Annotated in this window: 15 protein-coding genes; 7 read left to right on the top strand and 8 right to left on the bottom strand. The window is 41.9% G+C overall.

Translation table 11 applies throughout. The features are described 5' to 3' along the window. The first annotated feature begins 2 nt into the window (after positions 1–2). Positions 3–416: an arsenate reductase ArsC gene (locus DOM22_RS05390; RefSeq protein WP_142699390.1), complete on the top strand. Its 414-nt coding sequence runs from the start codon at positions 3–5 to the stop codon at positions 414–416. 252 nt (positions 417–668) lie between these two features. Here the strand turns inward: DOM22_RS05390 and DOM22_RS05385 are convergent, their stop codons facing one another. Then, a complete protein-coding gene (locus DOM22_RS05385) occupies positions 669–2,348 on the bottom strand; it encodes a recombinase family protein (protein WP_246845939.1) in 1,680 nt (559 codons plus the stop codon). Between DOM22_RS05385 and DOM22_RS05380 the strand changes: the two genes are divergently transcribed. Beyond that, on the top strand, positions 2,347–2,703 hold the full coding sequence (locus DOM22_RS05380) for a hypothetical protein (protein WP_088615117.1): 357 nt from the start codon (positions 2,347–2,349) through the stop codon (positions 2,701–2,703). The two genes, DOM22_RS05385 and DOM22_RS05380, sit on opposite strands and share 2 nt — an antisense overlap. 36 nt (positions 2,704–2,739) lie before the next feature. Here the strand turns inward: DOM22_RS05380 and DOM22_RS05375 are convergent, their stop codons facing one another. From DOM22_RS05375 to DOM22_RS05365, 3 genes are all read right to left on the bottom strand, one after another. After that, positions 2,740–4,962, bottom strand: coding sequence for a copper-translocating P-type ATPase (locus DOM22_RS05375; RefSeq protein ID WP_142699389.1), 2,223 nt, complete (start codon positions 4,960–4,962; stop codon positions 2,740–2,742). A 281-nt stretch (positions 4,963–5,243) separates the two neighbouring features. Next, positions 5,244–7,439 (bottom strand): cation-translocating P-type ATPase, encoded by a 2,196-nt coding sequence (locus tag DOM22_RS05370; RefSeq protein ID WP_142699388.1) that lies wholly within the window; start codon positions 7,437–7,439, stop codon positions 5,244–5,246. Positions 7,440–7,446: 7 nt separating this feature from the next. Continuing rightward, positions 7,447–7,734: a metal-sensitive transcriptional regulator gene (locus DOM22_RS05365; RefSeq protein WP_088615121.1), complete on the bottom strand. Its 288-nt coding sequence runs from the start codon at positions 7,732–7,734 to the stop codon at positions 7,447–7,449. A 145-nt stretch (positions 7,735–7,879) separates the two neighbouring features. On the opposite strand from DOM22_RS05365, the gene DOM22_RS05360 reads away from it, so the two are divergent. Genes DOM22_RS05360 through DOM22_RS05345 form a run of 4 tightly spaced genes read left to right on the top strand, consistent with a single transcriptional unit; the run spans position 7,880 to position 13,095 of the window. Next, positions 7,880–11,017, top strand: a complete 3,138-nt coding sequence (locus DOM22_RS05360) for an efflux RND transporter permease subunit (protein WP_142699387.1) — start codon at positions 7,880–7,882, stop codon at positions 11,015–11,017. 1 nt (position 11,018) lies between these two features. Continuing rightward, entirely contained in the window at positions 11,019–11,420 is a 402-nt protein-coding gene (locus tag DOM22_RS05355; RefSeq protein ID WP_088615123.1) for a hypothetical protein, read from the top strand. 3 nt (positions 11,421–11,423) lie between these two features. Then, complete coding sequence (locus DOM22_RS05350) at positions 11,424–12,656, top strand: TolC family protein (protein WP_142699386.1); 1,233 nt, start codon at positions 11,424–11,426, stop codon at positions 12,654–12,656. Positions 12,657–12,669: 13 nt separating this feature from the next. Next, complete coding sequence (locus DOM22_RS05345; RefSeq protein WP_246845853.1) at positions 12,670–13,095, top strand: hypothetical protein; 426 nt, start codon at positions 12,670–12,672, stop codon at positions 13,093–13,095. A 39-nt stretch (positions 13,096–13,134) separates the two neighbouring features. On the opposite strand, the gene DOM22_RS05340 is transcribed toward DOM22_RS05345, so the two are convergent. The 3 genes from DOM22_RS05340 to DOM22_RS05330 form a co-directional block, all read right to left on the bottom strand. Beyond that, positions 13,135–13,668: a DUF305 domain-containing protein gene (locus tag DOM22_RS05340; RefSeq protein ID WP_168196567.1), complete on the bottom strand. Its 534-nt coding sequence runs from the start codon at positions 13,666–13,668 to the stop codon at positions 13,135–13,137. A gap of 620 nt (positions 13,669–14,288) precedes the next feature. Next, positions 14,289–14,600: a hypothetical protein gene (locus DOM22_RS05335; RefSeq protein WP_142699385.1), complete on the bottom strand. Its 312-nt coding sequence runs from the start codon at positions 14,598–14,600 to the stop codon at positions 14,289–14,291. 238 nt (positions 14,601–14,838) lie between these two features. Next, complete coding sequence (locus DOM22_RS05330; protein ID WP_256373390.1) at positions 14,839–15,306, bottom strand: helix-turn-helix domain-containing protein; 468 nt, start codon at positions 15,304–15,306, stop codon at positions 14,839–14,841. Between the two features lie 414 nt (positions 15,307–15,720). Here DOM22_RS05330 and DOM22_RS05325 point away from each other — a divergent pair, with 414 nt between their 5' ends. Beyond that, positions 15,721–16,077 (top strand): ASCH domain-containing protein, encoded by a 357-nt coding sequence (locus DOM22_RS05325; RefSeq protein WP_210415688.1) that lies wholly within the window; start codon positions 15,721–15,723, stop codon positions 16,075–16,077. On the opposite strand, the gene sfsA is transcribed toward DOM22_RS05325, so the two are convergent. After that, entirely contained in the window at positions 16,074–16,907 is an 834-nt protein-coding gene (gene sfsA / locus DOM22_RS05320; protein WP_142699383.1) for a DNA/RNA nuclease SfsA, read from the bottom strand. The two genes, DOM22_RS05325 and sfsA, sit on opposite strands and share 4 nt — an antisense overlap. Between the last annotated feature and the right edge of the window lie 11 nt (positions 16,908–16,918).

Genomic DNA, 16,918 nt, shown 5'->3' with positions numbered 1-16,918 from the left:
AAATGAAAATACTTTTTTTATGTGTAGCGAATTCAGCCCGTAGTCAACTTGCAGAGGGTCTTGCGAAATCTATCTTCGGCGACAAAGCAGAAATCGAAAGTGCAGGGTCTCAACCGAGCGGCAAAGTTCAGCCTTATGCCATTGAAGTTTTAAAAGAAGTCGGCATTGATATTTCAAAAAACTATTCTAAATTTTACGATGAACTGTCTCCAAAGTTTTTTGTCAATTTAGACTATGTCATTACCTTATGCGCAGAAGAGGTGTGTCCAGTGCTGTCCTCCGCGAAAGCTAAAAAACTTCATTGGCCAATTCCCGACCCCGCCTCAGCACCAGAAGATAAAAAATTGGAAGCATTTAGATCAGCAAGAGATTCCATACGCTCTAAGCTGGAGGATTTCTCTAAGCTGCATTTTTAAGATCAGCTTGGCCAACCCAAACAGGGTTGGCCAATAATCAGTTCCTTTTGGGAACCTTTTTTGATTCAGAAACAGAATGACTGTTACTAATTTTTAAGAATTTCGGTGAGCCCCAGGTTTCAGTCCGAGACTCATAAACGAGCCTTGCCTGAGCCTTTAAGATACCACGCTGAATAGTGTCTATGTTCTGCACTCCGGCCAATGCCGTAATAAAACCTGCACTCCAGAGGATGAGATTTGTGAGATTCACAGTTACCTCTTTTTCTTTTTAGTTGATGAATTTTGTTGTGAAGACATTCCCTTTAGAAAGTCCTCTGAAAGAACTAGCTTTCTCGAGCGAAGGACAATTGCACCAGCGTCGATGCGTTTTATGATGGCTTTAATGACGCCATAACTCCAGTCCCTACCCGTTCGAGACTTAAGCCGCTTGACACTTAACGCCGCCAGAATGGACATGATGTCGCTGCCTCTAGTCCATAGGTTATGGATCAAAAGAAGTGTTGGGTACTCATTGGGGTGATGGACCACCTCGCCTTGAAGAAAGCAAAAGCCATAGGGAGGCTTCGCCCCTGTTCGCTTATGACCTTTGCGCCAACGCTCGTAAGGAATTGGGGCTTTTGGATGCAGTTCGTCGCGCTTGCTCTTGAGAGCTTCCCAGATGGCAGTTCTCTTAAGTCCGGTCTCATTTGCGATCTCGGTAATGGAGAGGCCTTTTTGATATAAAGGGGCCGCTACTTCATAAATTGATGGCTTCCAGATTGAAAAAACCTTAATAATATCATGGGCGATGTCGGATTTGCGCATTCCACCGATCAGGCATCCATTTCCATCATTAAGCAATAAATCAAACGACGGAATAAAATCAGACCCAGTAGCCCGAAGGGGCATTTCTGGTGGTCTGTTTTCGATATCAGCCATTACTCTTTTATTTTTAAATTGAAGAAGCTTTCCATGTTCGTAAGACATTGAATCATCCATAACCTGATTCGGATTAGTGAGATCGACATTAAAGGCCGTTTCGAGGCCTTGATCTGTTAGAACAAGTTCTTTGAGAACTTTTCGTAGTAGACGTCTCTTCAGAAACGCGTTTGCTTTAGGAAAGCCCTTTTTGAACTCGGCAACGCGGTTTTGGATCGCTCTTAATATTCCTTTAGTATCAATCACGGTCTCTTCTTGCTCACTGAGGCTACCTAATACAGAGTTCAACTGTTTCTTTTTCTTACCGAGAACTTCTAGATGTTCAACCGCCAACTGAGCCGCCTCGGTACCTGGGGAAGCTTTAAGTTGTAATTTAAATGTCGCCTTGATTTCAGCCTCCACCTCAGCGAGTGCACTTTTGACCTTTGCAATCTGATCCGCAACATTTTCGGGAGTTTCATTCGCGATTGATCTTAGGTTCGCTTCTATACCGTTCATATATCCAGCTCGGGAAATGACATTTGTAAGATAGCTAATCACAACATCCTCGATTTCATCAGCCCTTACTCTTTTAAATGAACACGCATTTGAACTCCCTCTTTTATAAGAATGAGCATAATATCTATGAACTTCCTTTTCTCCATGTGCCGACTGTCCATTAAGAGGCCGTCCGCACTTTCCACAGCGGAGAATTCCAGATAACAGGAAGACACGTCTTTCGGCCTCTTCCAACTTTCTACGTTCAAACTTTGCATTCTCCTCTAGAATCTCTTGAACTTGATCAAAAACTTTCTTTTCGATAATTTCAGGCCAAGAAGCTTTTACCACTTGATATTGCTGCCAAGGCTTTAACATCTCAGGATCTTTGCCCTTGTTCTTTTTATTTACTTCCTTCAGACCAACATACGCTGGGTTTACAAGAATATCGCGAACAGCTGTGTAATTCCATCGACCGGATCTTATCCCGGTTTCCTCAGGGTTATTAGAGCGCGGAAGTATTCCCAGAGCATCAATGATCGGAAGCGTTTTCCCTATAGTCCCTTCTTTAAGGAATACATCAAAAATCTTTCTTACTTACGCTTTGCTTCGAATAAAGATACCGTGGCAGGCTATGCTTAACTTCCAAATTACTAGAGAAGATGGTCAAGCTCCTGAAATTACGCCTTACTTAGGTGCTTTTGCTCACGTTATCGCTGTATCCCCTGACGGCGATGAGCTAACGCATGTTCACCCTATGGAAGGAAGCGCTCCAAATACTGGAATGCTACATGCAACATTTCCAACAGACGGTGATTACAGAGTATGGATTCAGCTCATTGATAAAGGTGAGTTAAAAACCATTCCACTTTCAATTTCGGTATTGAAGTAGGAAAAAAGAGGGTGAAGTTCCACCCTCTTTTTTTTGTCAGATCGAAGTTCGCTTTAATCTAAGAGCGTTTCCAATGACAGATACAGAACTTAATGCCATTGCAGCGCTCGCGAACATAGGACTTAATAGAATTCCTAGAGATGGATACAAAACTCCGGCTGCAATCGGAACACCCGCAAAGTTATAAATAAAGGCAAAAAATAAATTCTCGCGAATATTTTTCATCGTAGCGGAGCTAAGATTTCGGGCCTTTACGATGCCCATCAAATCTCCTTTAATTAAAGTAACGCCGGCACTTTCAATGGCCACGTCAGTACCATGCCCCATTGCTATACCAACATGGGCTTGAGCTAATCCTGGAGCATCGTTTACGCCGTCTCCAGCCATGCCAACAATGCGACCCTGTTTCTGTAGATCTTGAACAATACTTCTTTTTTGATCTGGCAGTACGTCAGAAATAACATTTTTTATTCCAACTTTTTCGGCTACAGCCATAGCAGTCACTTTATTGTCGCCGGTAAGCATAATCACTTCGATACCATTATCTTGAAGTGTTCGAACTGCTTCTGAAGTTGTCACTTTGATTTGATCCACAACAGCAATAAAGCCCAAAACTTCCGTTGCCGACATAAGTACCATGACTGTGTGACCATCTTTTCTAAGCTTCTCAACATCATCATTGTACTTACTCAAATCGAAACCTAATTCTGAAGCCCATTTAATGTTACCGACTGAATACTTTTTCCCCTCTAAATTTCCCGAGATTCCCTTGCCGGTTGTGGAGATGAACTCTTTAACTTCGATATTAAGATTGATTTGTCTCTCTTGAGCACCCTTTGTAATGGCTTGTGCAAGGGGGTGCTCACTGGAGCGCTCGAGAGCAGCTGCGATTTTCAAAACTTCATTTTCAGAAAGGTTCGCGGTAGAAATAACTTTCGATAACGTTGGCTTTCCTTCCGTGAGTGTTCCGGTCTTATCCACAACTAAAGTATTAATCTTCGAGAAAATCTCTAGCGCTTCTGCATCTTTAATAAGAATACCATTCTGCGCACCCCGGCCGACTCCCACCATGATAGATATTGGCGTAGCCAATCCAAGAGCGCAGGGACAAGCTATAATTAAGACAGCAATGGCATTGACCAGGGCATAAGTCATTCTTGGTTCCGGTCCAACAAAATACCAAACAAGATATGCGATGATTGCTATTACAACCACAGCGGGAACAAAATAGCTCGAAGCTATGTCAGCAACTTTCTGGATCGGTGCTCGACTTCGCTGAGCCTCTGAAACCATCTTCACAATTTGCGAAAGTAGTGTTTCTGATCCAACCTTTTCAGCCTTCATAACAAAAGTACCAGTGCCATTGAGTGTTCCCCCTGTTACTTTAGAACCCATTTCTTTTTCCACAGGAATCGGTTCACCAGTAATCATGGATTCATCAATGGAACTTTGCCCTTGCACAACCACGCCATCGACTGGAACTTTTTCTCCAGGCTTAACCTTGAGTAAATCCTCGATTACGATTCGAGACAATTCGACGAATTCTTCTTTATCATCACGAATTCGCAAAGCCATTTTCGGAGCAAGCCCTAATAGAGCTTTAATCGCTCCTGATGTTTGCTTCCTAGCTCTCAGTTCAAGAACCTGTCCTAATAGTACCAGCGTGATGATAGCAGCAGCTGCCTCGAAATAAACGCCAACTTCTCCAGTATGCTGATTCTTCATAACTTCAGGGAATAGCGCTGGCAATAGTGTCGCAACTAAACTGTATACATAGGCAACCGCTGTCCCTAATGCAATGAGAGTAAACATATTGAGTTGCAACGTTTTGAGAGAAATCCAGCCTCGCTGAAATAACGGATATCCAGACCATAGAACTACTGGAGTGGCCAAAATTAATTGAAAGTAATTTAATGAAATAGCACCGGATAGATCATGTATCTTGAATGGCAGAATCATTTCAGCCATAGCAAGTAAAACCAGAGGTATCGTAAAGATTAGAGAAACCTTGAATCGGCGATTCATGTCTGAAAGTTCATGATCTTCGCCTTCTTCAAGTGCAGGTTCTAAAGGTTCAAGACTCATCCCGCAGATTGGACAATTACCAGGCTTATTCTGCCTGATTTGGGGATGCATTGGGCATGTATAAGTGATGTTAGCCTTCGATGAAGTGACATCTGCAATGGAAGGCATATCATTAAGTATCGGCCCTTGGTGATGATGGTGTTGGTGATGATTGTGAGAGTCGCCGTTCTTCATTTTCAACCTCATTTCATATTTTTCTAATAACCGATTCCCCGCTCGACTCATCTGGAATAACTTCTAGAGTTACTCCTCGGCCACTTTTCGAGGTATACGCAATGGTAATACCCTGATCAGGACAAACTCCGAGACAACTTGTCAAAAGCACCAAACATTGCTCGTTATTTTCCTTTGCAAAGTTTTTGATTCTACCCTGCAATTTTTTTGAAGTGTTCCCAGCATCTGCTTCTTCGCCGCAGGAACTACATACTAAAATTATCTTTTCAACATCCACAACACTACTCTGCATTCGCCGTTAATCGAACGCGCTTTAACATTAAAGAATTTGTTAAAACAGATACGGAACTCAATGCCATAGCTCCTCCGGCAATAATGGGGTTCAACATTCCCAGTGCAGCTAAAGGAATTCCAAAAACATTGTAAACAAAAGCAAAGAAAAGATTTTGCCTAATCTTTCTTAAGGTAAATTTTGACAATGAGATTGCGGCAAACACTGATGTTAAATCGTTCTTCATCAAAGTCACATCTGCCGCTTCGATTGCTATGTCTGTCCCCGACGACATAGAGAAACTGACGTCTGCCATTGCAAGAGCGGGCGCATCGTTCACTCCATCCCCGACCATGGCCACAGTCAGCTTCTTCCTTTTCAATGCGACTACGAAGTTAGCTTTATCCGATGGCTTCACGCTATGTTTAAACTCAGCTATACCGACTTCCTTCGCAATTGCTTTTGCCGTACCTTCATTATCGCCCGTCAGCATTACAACACGAATGCCTTGTGAAAGAATTTGCTGAATAGCAACTTTTGAGCTTTCACGAACCTTATCTGCAATAGCAAAGTAGGCGATAACTTCTTGAGATGATGCCAGGACCACAACCGTTTGTCCGCTTGCTTCCATTGAATGCAAAATACTTTTGTCAAGATGGACACTATCGGCAATCCATTCCGGTTTTCCAAGCTTGTAAACCTCAGTCCCAATCTTACCCTGCACTCCTTGTCCAACTACAGATTCAAAAAAATCAACTGGCACAGGATAAATATGATTCTTATTTCCTTCGTCTACAATAGCTCGAGCTAATGGGTGAGAGGAACCTTCCTCAAGACTCATCGCGATCTGCAATGCATTCTCCAATGTCACCATATTACCTATCTTGACGTCGCTTACTGTCGGCTTGCCTTCTGTAATAGTTCCGGTTTTATCAAGGACCAAGACATCTATCTTTTCAGCTACCTCAAGTGCTTTAGCGTCACGAAATAGTACCCCAGCATGGGCTGCCTTTCCCACTCCCACAACGACTGCAGTTGGAGTAGCTAAACCCAATGCACACGGACAGGCGATTACGAGGACTGATACGGCTGCTATGAATGCCGACGCCAGATCACCAGAAATCATCCACGTTAAAAAGAAAGTAAATAAACTGACAGTCACTACTGTTGGAACGAAGATGGCTGATATTTTATCAGCGAGCCGCTGAATAGGCGCTTTAGAACCCTGCGCAATCGATACAATTTTAATAATTTGGGCTAGCTGGGTTCGCGTGCCAACACCAGTGGCCTTCACTCGCAAAGAACCGCTGTGATTGAGCGTCGCTGCAAAAACTTTGTCACCGACATGTTTAGCAACGGGAATACTTTCGCCTGTTAGCATAGACTCATCAACTGATGAACTTCCACCAACAACAACACCGTCAATAGGAATTGCTTCGGCGTTTTTAACAATGACAGTATCCCCAACAATAACATCCTTAACTTCAATCTCTTCAAACTTACCGCTTCTTTCGACGATAGCGGTTTTTGGCTGAAGACGAACAAGGCCCTCAAGGGCATCTGATGTTTTTTTCTTTGCCTTTGACTCCAGGTATTTTCCAGCAAGAACAAGTGTAATAACCATGGTACTTGCTTCGAAATATACATGCTGGTGATGCCAGTTCATTACCGTTACCAGAACACTAAGGACATAAGCCATGGTTGTACCCAAAGCAATTAAGACATCCATGTTTGAACTTTTGGAACGAAGAGCATAGTAGGATCCACGATAAAATCGCCACCCGATCCAAAATTGCACGGGAGTCGCCAAAATCAGTTGTACCCATCTTGGTATTAGCTCCTGATGACCATTCCCACCTAACATATAGAACATCTCGAGAATAAAAGGGCTCGTAAGAATTAGCGCTGCAAAGAAAAGTCTTTGTTCGCGTTCCTTTTCTTTCTGTACTATAATTTTGATATCCCCGGTCTGTGCGTCTTCATCGATTTCAAAAGCCTGAAATCCCAGCTCTTGAATCTTCTCAACAAGTAAATGAGCGCTCCACTGATCTGAAGGAAATGAAACCACGGCCTTGGAAGTCGCAAAATTCACTGATGCATTAACTTGTTCAAAACTATTTAACGTTTTTTCAATCTTTGCGGCGCAGTTAACGCAGGACATCCCAATAAGTTGAAGCTCTATTTCTTTCTCGGATTTTAACGACATAAAAAACCTATCTCTTAACGAGCATCATTATTTCATCAATTTTTTCTGTTACGGCATTTTCATCACGAGATTTAATTGCGGTCTTCACACAACCATGAATATGCTTTTGCATAATTTCCGCCTCGATGGATTCCAGAGCCTTAGCGGCAGCCCGCAGTTGGATTAAAATATCAGGACAATAGCGTCTTTCATCAATCATCTTTTCGATACCATCTATTTGTCCACGGACTCGATTTAAACGTTTCTTGTGAACACCATGATCAGGATGAAGAGATTTGTTGTTTGCTTTTTTCAATTTATACCTCTAAATTTCATATCATACTTACCCCATGGGGGTATAATTAGCAAGGGGTCTTGCAAGGAGAAAATATGAAGAACAATATTTTTTTCCTTGTCACAATTGACTATACCCCCTCCTAGTATATTCGAAAAGAGGACTTATGCTCGATAAAGTCATAAAATATGCCCTGACTCATAGACTGCTTGTTATTGCTTTCACGGCATTAGTTTTGGTGTACGGAGTATGGGCTCTAATAACTCTTCCGGTGGATGTTTTCCCAGATTTAAATAGACCCACAGTAAATATCATGACCGAGGCCCCTGGCCTTGCCCCCGAAGAGGTTGAAACCTTGGTGACGTTTCCCCTTGAAACCGCACTGAATGGTCTTCCCGGGGTACAGCGAGTTCGCTCCAGTTCTGCAGTCGGATTAAGTGTTATTTATATCGAGTTTGACTGGGGAACAGATATCTACCGCAATAGACAAATGGTCCAAGAGAAAATAGCTCTAGCTAAAGAAAAGCTTCCAAAAAATGCGACACCTATTATGGGACCGATCGCCTCGATCATGGGAGAAATACAGCTTATTGGTCTTAGTTCTCCAGATGGCACCGTCAGTCCACTTGAGTTGAGAACGATCGCAGATTGGACATTGCGCCCTCGCCTCATGAGTATCCCAGGAGTTACGCAGGTAATCGCAATTGGCGGAGGCGTGAGACAATTTCAAATTCTTATCTCAGCCGAAAAAATTCAAAAATTTCAGTTAGCCCTAGATGATATCGAACACAATCTTTCAGATCTTAGTATTAATTCCACCGGCGGCTTCATAAATATTGGCGCTCAGGAGTATTTGATTAGAAACCTTGGGGCAGTTCGCAGTCTAGATGACATTCAAAATTCTTTTGTGGGCATGCACCTAGGCAGACCCGTCCGAGTAAAAGATATTGCGGAAGTTCAAGAAGGGCCGCAGGTCAAACGAGGAGATGCCAGTGTAAATGGCAAGGCTTCAGTTATCATGACCATTCAAAAACAACCTGGCGCAAGCACAATTGATTTAACGAAAGATATAGATAAAGCATTAAAGGAACTCTCGATAGGCCTACCCAAAGGAGTCAAAATTGAGCTCGACCTCTTTAAACAATCTCGCTTTATCGAAAACTCGATCCATAACGTTAAAGAGGCTCTTCGTGACGGCGTCATTCTCGTTCTGATTGTGCTTTTATTATTTCTGATGAATTTGCGAACGACGGCTATAACTATGACGGCGATTCCTCTTTCATTTGTTTTAACAGCTATCGTTTTTAAAATATTCGGACTTTCCGTCAACACCATGACACTTGGGGGACTCGCCGTCGCAATTGGCGAGCTCGTTGATGACGCTATCGTTGACGTCGAAAATGTATACCGCAGACTTCGCGAAAATAAGTTGCTCGCAAAACCAAAGAATACGCTCAAAGTTATTTTCGAAGCATCTAGTGAAGTCAGAAATTCAATTGTAATTGCAACTCTTATTGTCTGTTTAGTTTTCGTTCCACTTTTCAGCATGGGAGGAATCGAGGGTCGGCTTTTCGCGCCTCTCGGGATTTCATATATTATTTCACTTCTGGCTTCGATGATCATTTCTCTCACTGTGACGCCAGTTCTGTGTTCATACCTATTATCAAAAGGCGAACTCTTAGAACACAAGGACGGCGCTTTAGTTCGAAAGCTTAAGCAATGGGACACTCAGATTCTTAACCGATCCTTAGCACATCCAAAAATTATTTTAGGCGTAACAACTGCCTTGTTTATTTGCGCAGTTTTTCTAACCACATTCATTGGCAGAGACTTCCTACCTCATTTCAATGAAGGCACGGCGACTATAACAGTAGTTGCTACTCCGGGAATTTCTCTTGAGGAATCAGATCGTCTTGGCAAAAAAGCAGAAGAATTAATCATGAAAAGTCCGGAAGTAACTTCTGTGTCACGTAGAACTGGGCGCGCCGAGCAAGATGAGCACGCAGAGGGCGTTCACTACTCTGAAATTGATGTCGACTTTAAGGAAGAGGGACGCCCCAGAAATCAAGTGCTTACCGAAATTCGTAGAAATTTATCTGAACTTCAAGGCGTTGCGGTTAATGTTGGGCAGCCTATATCTCATCGACTAGATCACCTTTTATCGGGCGTCCGGGCGCAAATCGCTATAAAAATCTTTGGACCAGATCTTTCCACACTTCGCGCAAAGGCCAGCGAAGTTCAACAGTCTTTAAAAGACGTGCCAGGGTTAGTCGATTTACAAATCGAACAGCAGGTTTTAATTCCTCAAGTCAAGGTTCAACTTTTGAGAGATGAAGCCTCTAAGTTTGGTGTTTCTGTAGGAGATTTAGCACAGCTTTTAGAAAAAGCTCTTCAGGGAGAAGTGGTTGGTCAAATTCTCGAGGGGCAAAAGACTGTAGATGCGTTTATGAGATTTGATGAAAAATCTCGATCTAACTTGGATCTTATTAAACGAACCCCTCTTAAAACACTTCCAGATGGAACAAAAGTTCGCGTCGAAATGATAGCGGACGTCTATGAAACTTCAGGTCCAAATATTATTAACAGAGAAAATGCTCAACGGCGTATCGTCGTCCAAGCTAATTCGTCAGGTCGGGATCTGGAAAGCGTTATGGCTGACATTCAATCTAAAATTAAAGATAAAGTTGAAGTCCCATCTGGCTACTTCATTAATTACGGTGGACAATTTGAAAGCCAACAACAAGCATCCCGATTAATGATTCTCTTAGGCTTCCTGTCCGTCATTTCAGTTTTCGTCATTCTGTACGCTCACTTCAAGAGTAGTTTTATCTCTTTTCAAGTTATGTTGAACATTCCAATGGCATTTATTGGTGGCGTGGTAGCTATTTTAATAACCGATGGAACGATCAGCATTGCCAGCTTGGTCGCATTTGTAACTCTTTGCGGAATCGCCTCTAGAAATGGCATAATGATGATCTCTCACTACCTTCACCTTATGAAGCATGAAGGAGAAGGTTTTACCAAGGAAATGGTAATTCGTGGTTCACTTGAAAGACTGGTTCCTGTATTGATGACCGCTCTCACTGCCATTCTTGGCCTACTTCCATTAGTACTTTCGAAAGGCGAACCGGGAAAAGAAATTCTTCATCCCGTCGCTGTCGTTATAGTCGGTGGTTTGATTAGCAGCACATTGCTAGATATGTTTGTCACACCGACCGTTTTTTATCACTTTGGAAAGAAATCAGCTTTTAAATACCTAAAGACAACGGATGAAGTAAGTATATTTGAATCAAAGGAGACTTAAAATGAACAAACAGTTTTTAACGATCGCGCTATCTAGCATTTTATTTTTCGGTGTTAATTCAATCGCGCACGAAGGCCATGACGAAATCCCGGGCCAAATTAAAGCCCAACATGGTGGAATCGTCAAAGCTGGCAAAGAAATTAATATGGAAATGCTGGTTTCCGGAGACTCGATTCAATTCTTTCCGTTAGCGCATTCTGGAGAAGATTTGAAAATTGCAGATGTAAAGTTAACTGGAACTGCAAAAACGCCAAAAGGAAAACCTCAGGCTTTGACGTTCACCAATGACGGTAAAGCATTTGCAACCAAAGTAGATCTTAAGGGTGCCTATCGCGCTGACCTTGATATCAAGGCACAGCACTCGGGCAAAACCGACAGTTTTAAATTTCTTTTGGAGAAGTAATCTATGAGGGTGACGTCGCTTTTAATCTTTACACAATTCATTTTGGTCTTTATTTCTGCATTTGCTAAGGAAGGATCAACTTTGGCTTCCCTTGAAGCCCAAATGCTATCTTCCAATCCGCAAATTCGTTCGCTTGAAGCAACGGTGAAGGCGCAAAAAGCGACGGCACAATCTCAATTTGGAAATTTTCTTCCGCAAATTTCCTTAAATGGTGGATACGCTGAAAATAAAACCATTCAAGAACCTAGCGAAGGATATCTAGGCTACGTGAGCGGTCGATGGAATCTATACCGTGGAGGAGAAGACTCCTCATTGAGGACAATCTCTAATAGCGAGTTCCAAATTGCACAATTAGACCTAGATGTAAAAACCCGCGCCCTTCGTCGTCAGTTACGCGAAACTTACTATAGTCTTCTTGCCAATAAAAAAAACCTGTCTATTCTTGATGAAAAATCTGATTTTTTAAATAAACAACGACAGATGGCACAGAAGAAAATTAATGCAGGACTTACTTCAAACGTCGACAGTATTGAGATTGATCTAGAAGAAAATAATATTTTGAATGAACGCGAATCCATCAAAGCTGAAATAGAACGACTTAACAAAGAGCTTAGTACACTTACAGGATTAAATATCTCTGAAAGTTCAGTTTCAGATCGAGAATCATTTGATATAAATAGTATTGAAATAAATATTGAAACGGCGCTTCAAAACAATCCATCTCTTAAAAAACAAGATCAACTTGAAGAGATATCTCATGCGAAGGTAACTCAGCAACGATCTGAGTTTTTACCGTTCTTAGATCTCGAAGCTAGCTATGGCAGAATAACTCCAGAGTATTCAGATCCATTGAATGGTACAGAATCCAGGTTCGCATTGCTTTTGAGTTGGAATCTTTTTTCTGGCTTTTCAAGCTATTATCGTCATCAAGCAACAAACTATGGAGTTTCAACTCAACAGTTTGACAAAAAGAACACCCGTCTCGAAATAGAAAAAGATTTACGAAACCTGTTAACTACTAGAGAAAGTCTAGCAAAGCTTAAAATACATCAGCAACAAAGACTCATGTTTGCCCAAAAGTATTACGAAATGACACTGTCAGAATATAAGCGCGGAATCAAAAACTCGCCGGATCTTCAAACTGCCACGGTATCTTTATTCGAAGCAAAGCGCAGGATGATCGAGCTGGAACGAGATATCACAATAGTAAATGCGAAAATAACTGAACTTATCTAAAAAGGAGAAATCAATGAACTTTATTCGACACTTAATTCTGACGCTCACCCTGGCTCCTACGTTAGCAAGCGCACATGGTGGAGACAAGCCTGGTCCTCACGGCGGCAAGATTGAAATGCCAGGAGCTTTTCATACAGAACTAGTTTTAGACAAAGATCAGAGTGCACATGTTTATCTTTTAGATATGAATTTTCAGAATTCTACAACAAAAGATTCTAGTGCCAAAGTTTTTGCGCGCGCTAAAAAGGTACAAATTCCTTTTAATTGCACCGTAATGCAAGATCACTTTCATTGTGTTCCGACTAAAAAATATTCGCAAGACAGTGAGATTGTGATCAAAGCAGTTCGCGAAAAAGCGGTGGGTAACGATGCTGTTTATAAACTTCCTCTGAAGTTCGAGAACCAAACAGAAAGCAAAAGCGAACACTCTCACCACTAAATTGAAGTCATTAGGCCATTGAATATGGCCTAATGATGCCTATTGCTTTGTCCAATTGTCTCTCATTTTGCGCATCTCATTTAATTCTTTTTGTTGGGCATTTGATATTTTCTTCCCAAATGCACGAATCTCAGACTTTTCAGATCTTCCTGCAGCTTCTCTTCCTAGAAAAATAGCTCCAGGGTGATGCATAATCATTGTATCTAAAAAAGCTATATCAAATTCTGGTCCACTAAGCTTCTCAAGTTTGGACATATCCATTTCGGCACCCATATAGGTATAACTAGGACTTGATGAATACCAGCGCACTCGCCAATCAGCCATCTTCGCTAATTCTTCTTGCTGGGCTTGCTTCATCATCTTTGCCATTTCTTTTAACTTAGAGTGATAAGCCTTTGATATTGCCATCTCTGCCATTTCTACCCCACCCTCATGGTGTGCGCTCATTTCATCTATAAATTGCACACTATAAGGTCGGGCGTGATATGGCTCAATACTGCGCGAACCAGTTTCTGCACGTGAATGGAAAGCGAATAATATAAATATTCCCGCTAATAGAATTCTTTGAGTCATTTTAACCTCCATTCAGAATTAATAGCTCAAACAAGCTACTCCGTCTTAAAAAAGAGGATAAAACAGGAGAAATACAAACTGATACAAGCTGTCCGGTGACTTAATGTGTAGATATCAACAAACTTTGCGGTCATGGTATCTCTTTATTAATGATTTATATAAAATCAAATAGACAGACCAAGGCCGATTAAAGAATGAACTTGGTTTATTAACTCACTTTGAGCGTCAGTAAAGCTCCGACATTCAACAATTTTAGATTCCAATTCTTGTAGGCTATTTTTATATGAATAGAGATCTGGATGGATAACAATTTTACTGCAAAACTTGGAGGTGCCCACCGACCAAGCCGCAAGATGAGAATAGCTAATTTTGGCCCGCAAAAGATTTAGATCTACAGACTGGGGTACCAATCCAAGACAAAATGTTCCACTTATAGGGAGTGCAAATATCCATTCAAAATAGCCGCCACAATCAACCGGAAACGGAAAGATTCCTGTTTCCGGAAAAAAGAATCTCAAATCATTTGGCAGTCTGAATCCAATTAACTCTCTTGTCTGCTTAGCAGCCAGAGCGAGCGCCTCCAGCTTTTTAGAAGAAAAAATACTTAGGGCAGAGAGATTTTAATGCCCAGTCTGTGCATGACTTACTCTAGCAGCCTGAAAAAGAATCAATAAAAAAAGCGCTTTGTACTCATCCCACGCGGGTTGGGCACCCGCTTCGAGACCAGCGAGAAACGTCGGTGAGAAATTTTCGGTATTGTCTCGCAAAAAATCTTCAATTTGATCTGACCACAGATTTCTTCTTGCGAAGAGTCTGTCGACAGAATGTTTATCGGAGAAATGTTTTTTCTTAAAATCATAATGCCACAAAGGCAACCCTGGGCTGCGCCAGCGTTGTGTCAGAAATTTCGAAATGTAATGATTATTTTTCATGCGCTAGATGCCCGCATTTACTATTTTGCTCCGACGTTTCCAGTTTCCCGTAGTTCCTTATGTTGAACTAGAAATTTAGGAGAACCCCATGTGGCCGTGCGCGATTCATAAATTAACTTTGCCTGAGCACGCAATATGGACTGTTGAATTAAATCAATGTTGCTTACTGCTGACCAGCCCAAAATGATTCCAATACACCAAGAAACGAGATTTGTTAGATTCATGTTAACCTTCCTTATCATTCTTTTTTGAATGGCTTATTTCTACTATTTGTACTAATTCCCTTTAAATATTCATCTGAGAACCAAAGCTTACTTTGCATCATGACCAATTCCTTTGATTCGATTCTTTCGGTTATCGATTGAACAACTCGATAACTCCACTGTTTACCCGTACGCGATCGCAGTCCCTTTTCCCCAAGCAGATTGACGATGGAAGTAACTGATGTCCCCTTGGTCCAAAGACTGAAAATCAAAAGAAGTGTTGGGTACTCTTTTGGGTCACGGACAAGCTCCCCTTCCAAAATACAAAACCCAAATGGTGGTCGAGCCCCTGTGCGCTTCTTACCTTTACGCCATCTGTCATAAGGAACTGAAACTTCAGAGCTGGATTCTTTCTTAAGCTGTTTAAGCGTCTTCCAAACAGTATGTCTCTTAATCCCAGTACGAGCAGATATGTCGGTGATTGACATGCCCTGGCAGTACAAAACCGCAATTTCATCGGAAATTATGGGGTTACCTTTTCGAAAAAACTTAATAATATCAAGGGGCGGCCAATTCCTGCTTATTGATGGGGTTGGACATCCATTTTTAAACCCGCCGCAAGCGGGTTTTTGTTTTTTCAGAGATAGATCTTTAATTTCAACAACATAGATAGCAAAAGGTTTCTGTTAACCACTCCTCGACTTTGTTGTTCCAACTCCACCTATTCGCTCTTGCAAGGGTTTGTAGTGGACGGCTGTAGTGATCATGATTTTTGTAGTGATTGATCACTACAAAGTTTTGCCTTAAGTTTTCAGTTCCATATACAAAGGCCTCTACGACCTTAGTAACACATTAGAGTTTTTCTTCTCCATACCTCACGCAAGGTTTTGTATTCTTTGTGATACGGAGATGCATATATGAAGATGGACGCGTTAATTATTTTAAAAGAACCGCTAGACAAAATCCTATCCGGGAAAAAGACCTGGGAAATTAGAGGTAAGCGCTGCCACAAACGCGGAAAAATCGCTTTGATTGAGTCCAAGTCCGGCACCATTGTCGGAACTGCAGAGTTGGTTGATTGCGTTGGCCCACTGACGGTTGCCGAGTTCAATAAGAATGCGAAGAAGGCAGGAGCCTCCCCATTAAAATCAAAATCAGACTTCTACTATGAAGCCACTTATGCCTGGGTGTTGAAAAACGCCAAGAGATTCAAGAAGCCAATTAAATACAAACACAAACGAGGTGTCGTCATTTGGCATCCGGTAGATATCTAATGTTGATTGCTACTTTTTGGGTTTGATTTTCTCCAGGCTGCATTTGGATTGCCCTTAGTTTGTACCCAGCCAGAGAATTCTTTCATGTCCTTGCGCCACTCTTCTAACTCTGTAGTTTCGTAAGGCTTGAGGTCTACGGGCAGATCACCGTGAAATTTAAATCCTTTAGTAGTTGGCTCCACAAGAAGCGCTCTTACAACCAAACCTTTTCTGCTCGCGATTCTTAGGGCCTTGGCGAATACTGGGTCATGCAAATCACTTGGACGAAATAGTTCAGCGTCATTTCGTTGAACTACCGCAAGTAGCGTCGCTCTATGACCTGAATTGATAATGCGCAGAAGAGCTTTGAGATGAGACTGAGAGCGAAGTACCGTTGAATTTGGAAAATAGCCAACCCCGGAACAAACCTGTTGGACGCTCTTCACCTCAACGAAATGAGATTTTTTTGCTTGTTGAACACAGAAATCAATTCGAGTCTTAGTACCTAATCTAACTTCTTCGCTTATCGTTTTATACTTCTTAAATCCAGAAATAGCTTTAGCATCAAGAAGCGCCTTTACAATCTTGTTGGCCGACCAACTATTGGTACAAATAAGAGTACCCTCAATCTCTATCAGCTCCCAGACCCACTTGAGATTCCTCTTAGGCGATTGTGCATGACTCAACCAGATTCGAGCTCCCGGACGCACTAATCCCTCCATCCGACCGGGATTTATACAATGGGCGACAATCTTTTCTCCGCTATCAAGGAGTACATCCAAAAGGAACCGATGACGGCGCTGCAAAAGTTTTCCGGAAACCAGCTTTCCGGTCCAAGGAACAATGAGCATTTGAAAACCTT

It is taken from the genome of Bdellovibrio sp. ZAP7, assembly GCF_006874645.1.
Lineage (GTDB): Bacteria > Bdellovibrionota > Bdellovibrionia > Bdellovibrionales > Bdellovibrionaceae > Bdellovibrio.
This window is presented reverse-complemented; position numbering and strand designations above follow the sequence as displayed.

Bases quoted from the DNA above. Each gene is read 5' to 3' on its own strand.
- DOM22_RS05390 (WP_142699390.1), top strand. From the start codon at position 3: ATGAAAATACTTTTTTTATGTGTAGCGAATTCAGCCCGTAGTCAACTT.
- DOM22_RS05380 (WP_088615117.1), top strand. From the start codon at position 2,347: ATGATCGGAAGCGTTTTCCCTATAGTCCCTTCTTTAAGGAATACATCA.
- DOM22_RS05375 (WP_142699389.1), bottom strand. From the start codon at position 4,962: ATGAAGAACGGCGACTCTCACAATCATCACCAACACCATCATCACCAA.
- DOM22_RS05370 (WP_142699388.1), bottom strand. From the start codon at position 7,439: ATGTCGTTAAAATCCGAGAAAGAAATAGAGCTTCAACTTATTGGGATG.
- DOM22_RS05360 (WP_142699387.1), top strand. From the start codon at position 7,880: ATGCTCGATAAAGTCATAAAATATGCCCTGACTCATAGACTGCTTGTT.
- DOM22_RS05355 (WP_088615123.1), top strand. From the start codon at position 11,019: ATGAACAAACAGTTTTTAACGATCGCGCTATCTAGCATTTTATTTTTC.
- DOM22_RS05350 (WP_142699386.1), top strand. From the start codon at position 11,424: ATGAGGGTGACGTCGCTTTTAATCTTTACACAATTCATTTTGGTCTTT.
- DOM22_RS05345 (WP_246845853.1), top strand. From the start codon at position 12,670: ATGAACTTTATTCGACACTTAATTCTGACGCTCACCCTGGCTCCTACG.
- DOM22_RS05340 (WP_168196567.1), bottom strand. From the start codon at position 13,668: ATGACTCAAAGAATTCTATTAGCGGGAATATTTATATTATTCGCTTTC.
- DOM22_RS05335 (WP_142699385.1), bottom strand. From the start codon at position 14,600: ATGAAAAATAATCATTACATTTCGAAATTTCTGACACAACGCTGGCGC.
- DOM22_RS05325 (WP_210415688.1), top strand. From the start codon at position 15,721: ATGAAGATGGACGCGTTAATTATTTTAAAAGAACCGCTAGACAAAATC.
- sfsA (WP_142699383.1), bottom strand. From the start codon at position 16,907: ATGCTCATTGTTCCTTGGACCGGAAAGCTGGTTTCCGGAAAACTTTTG.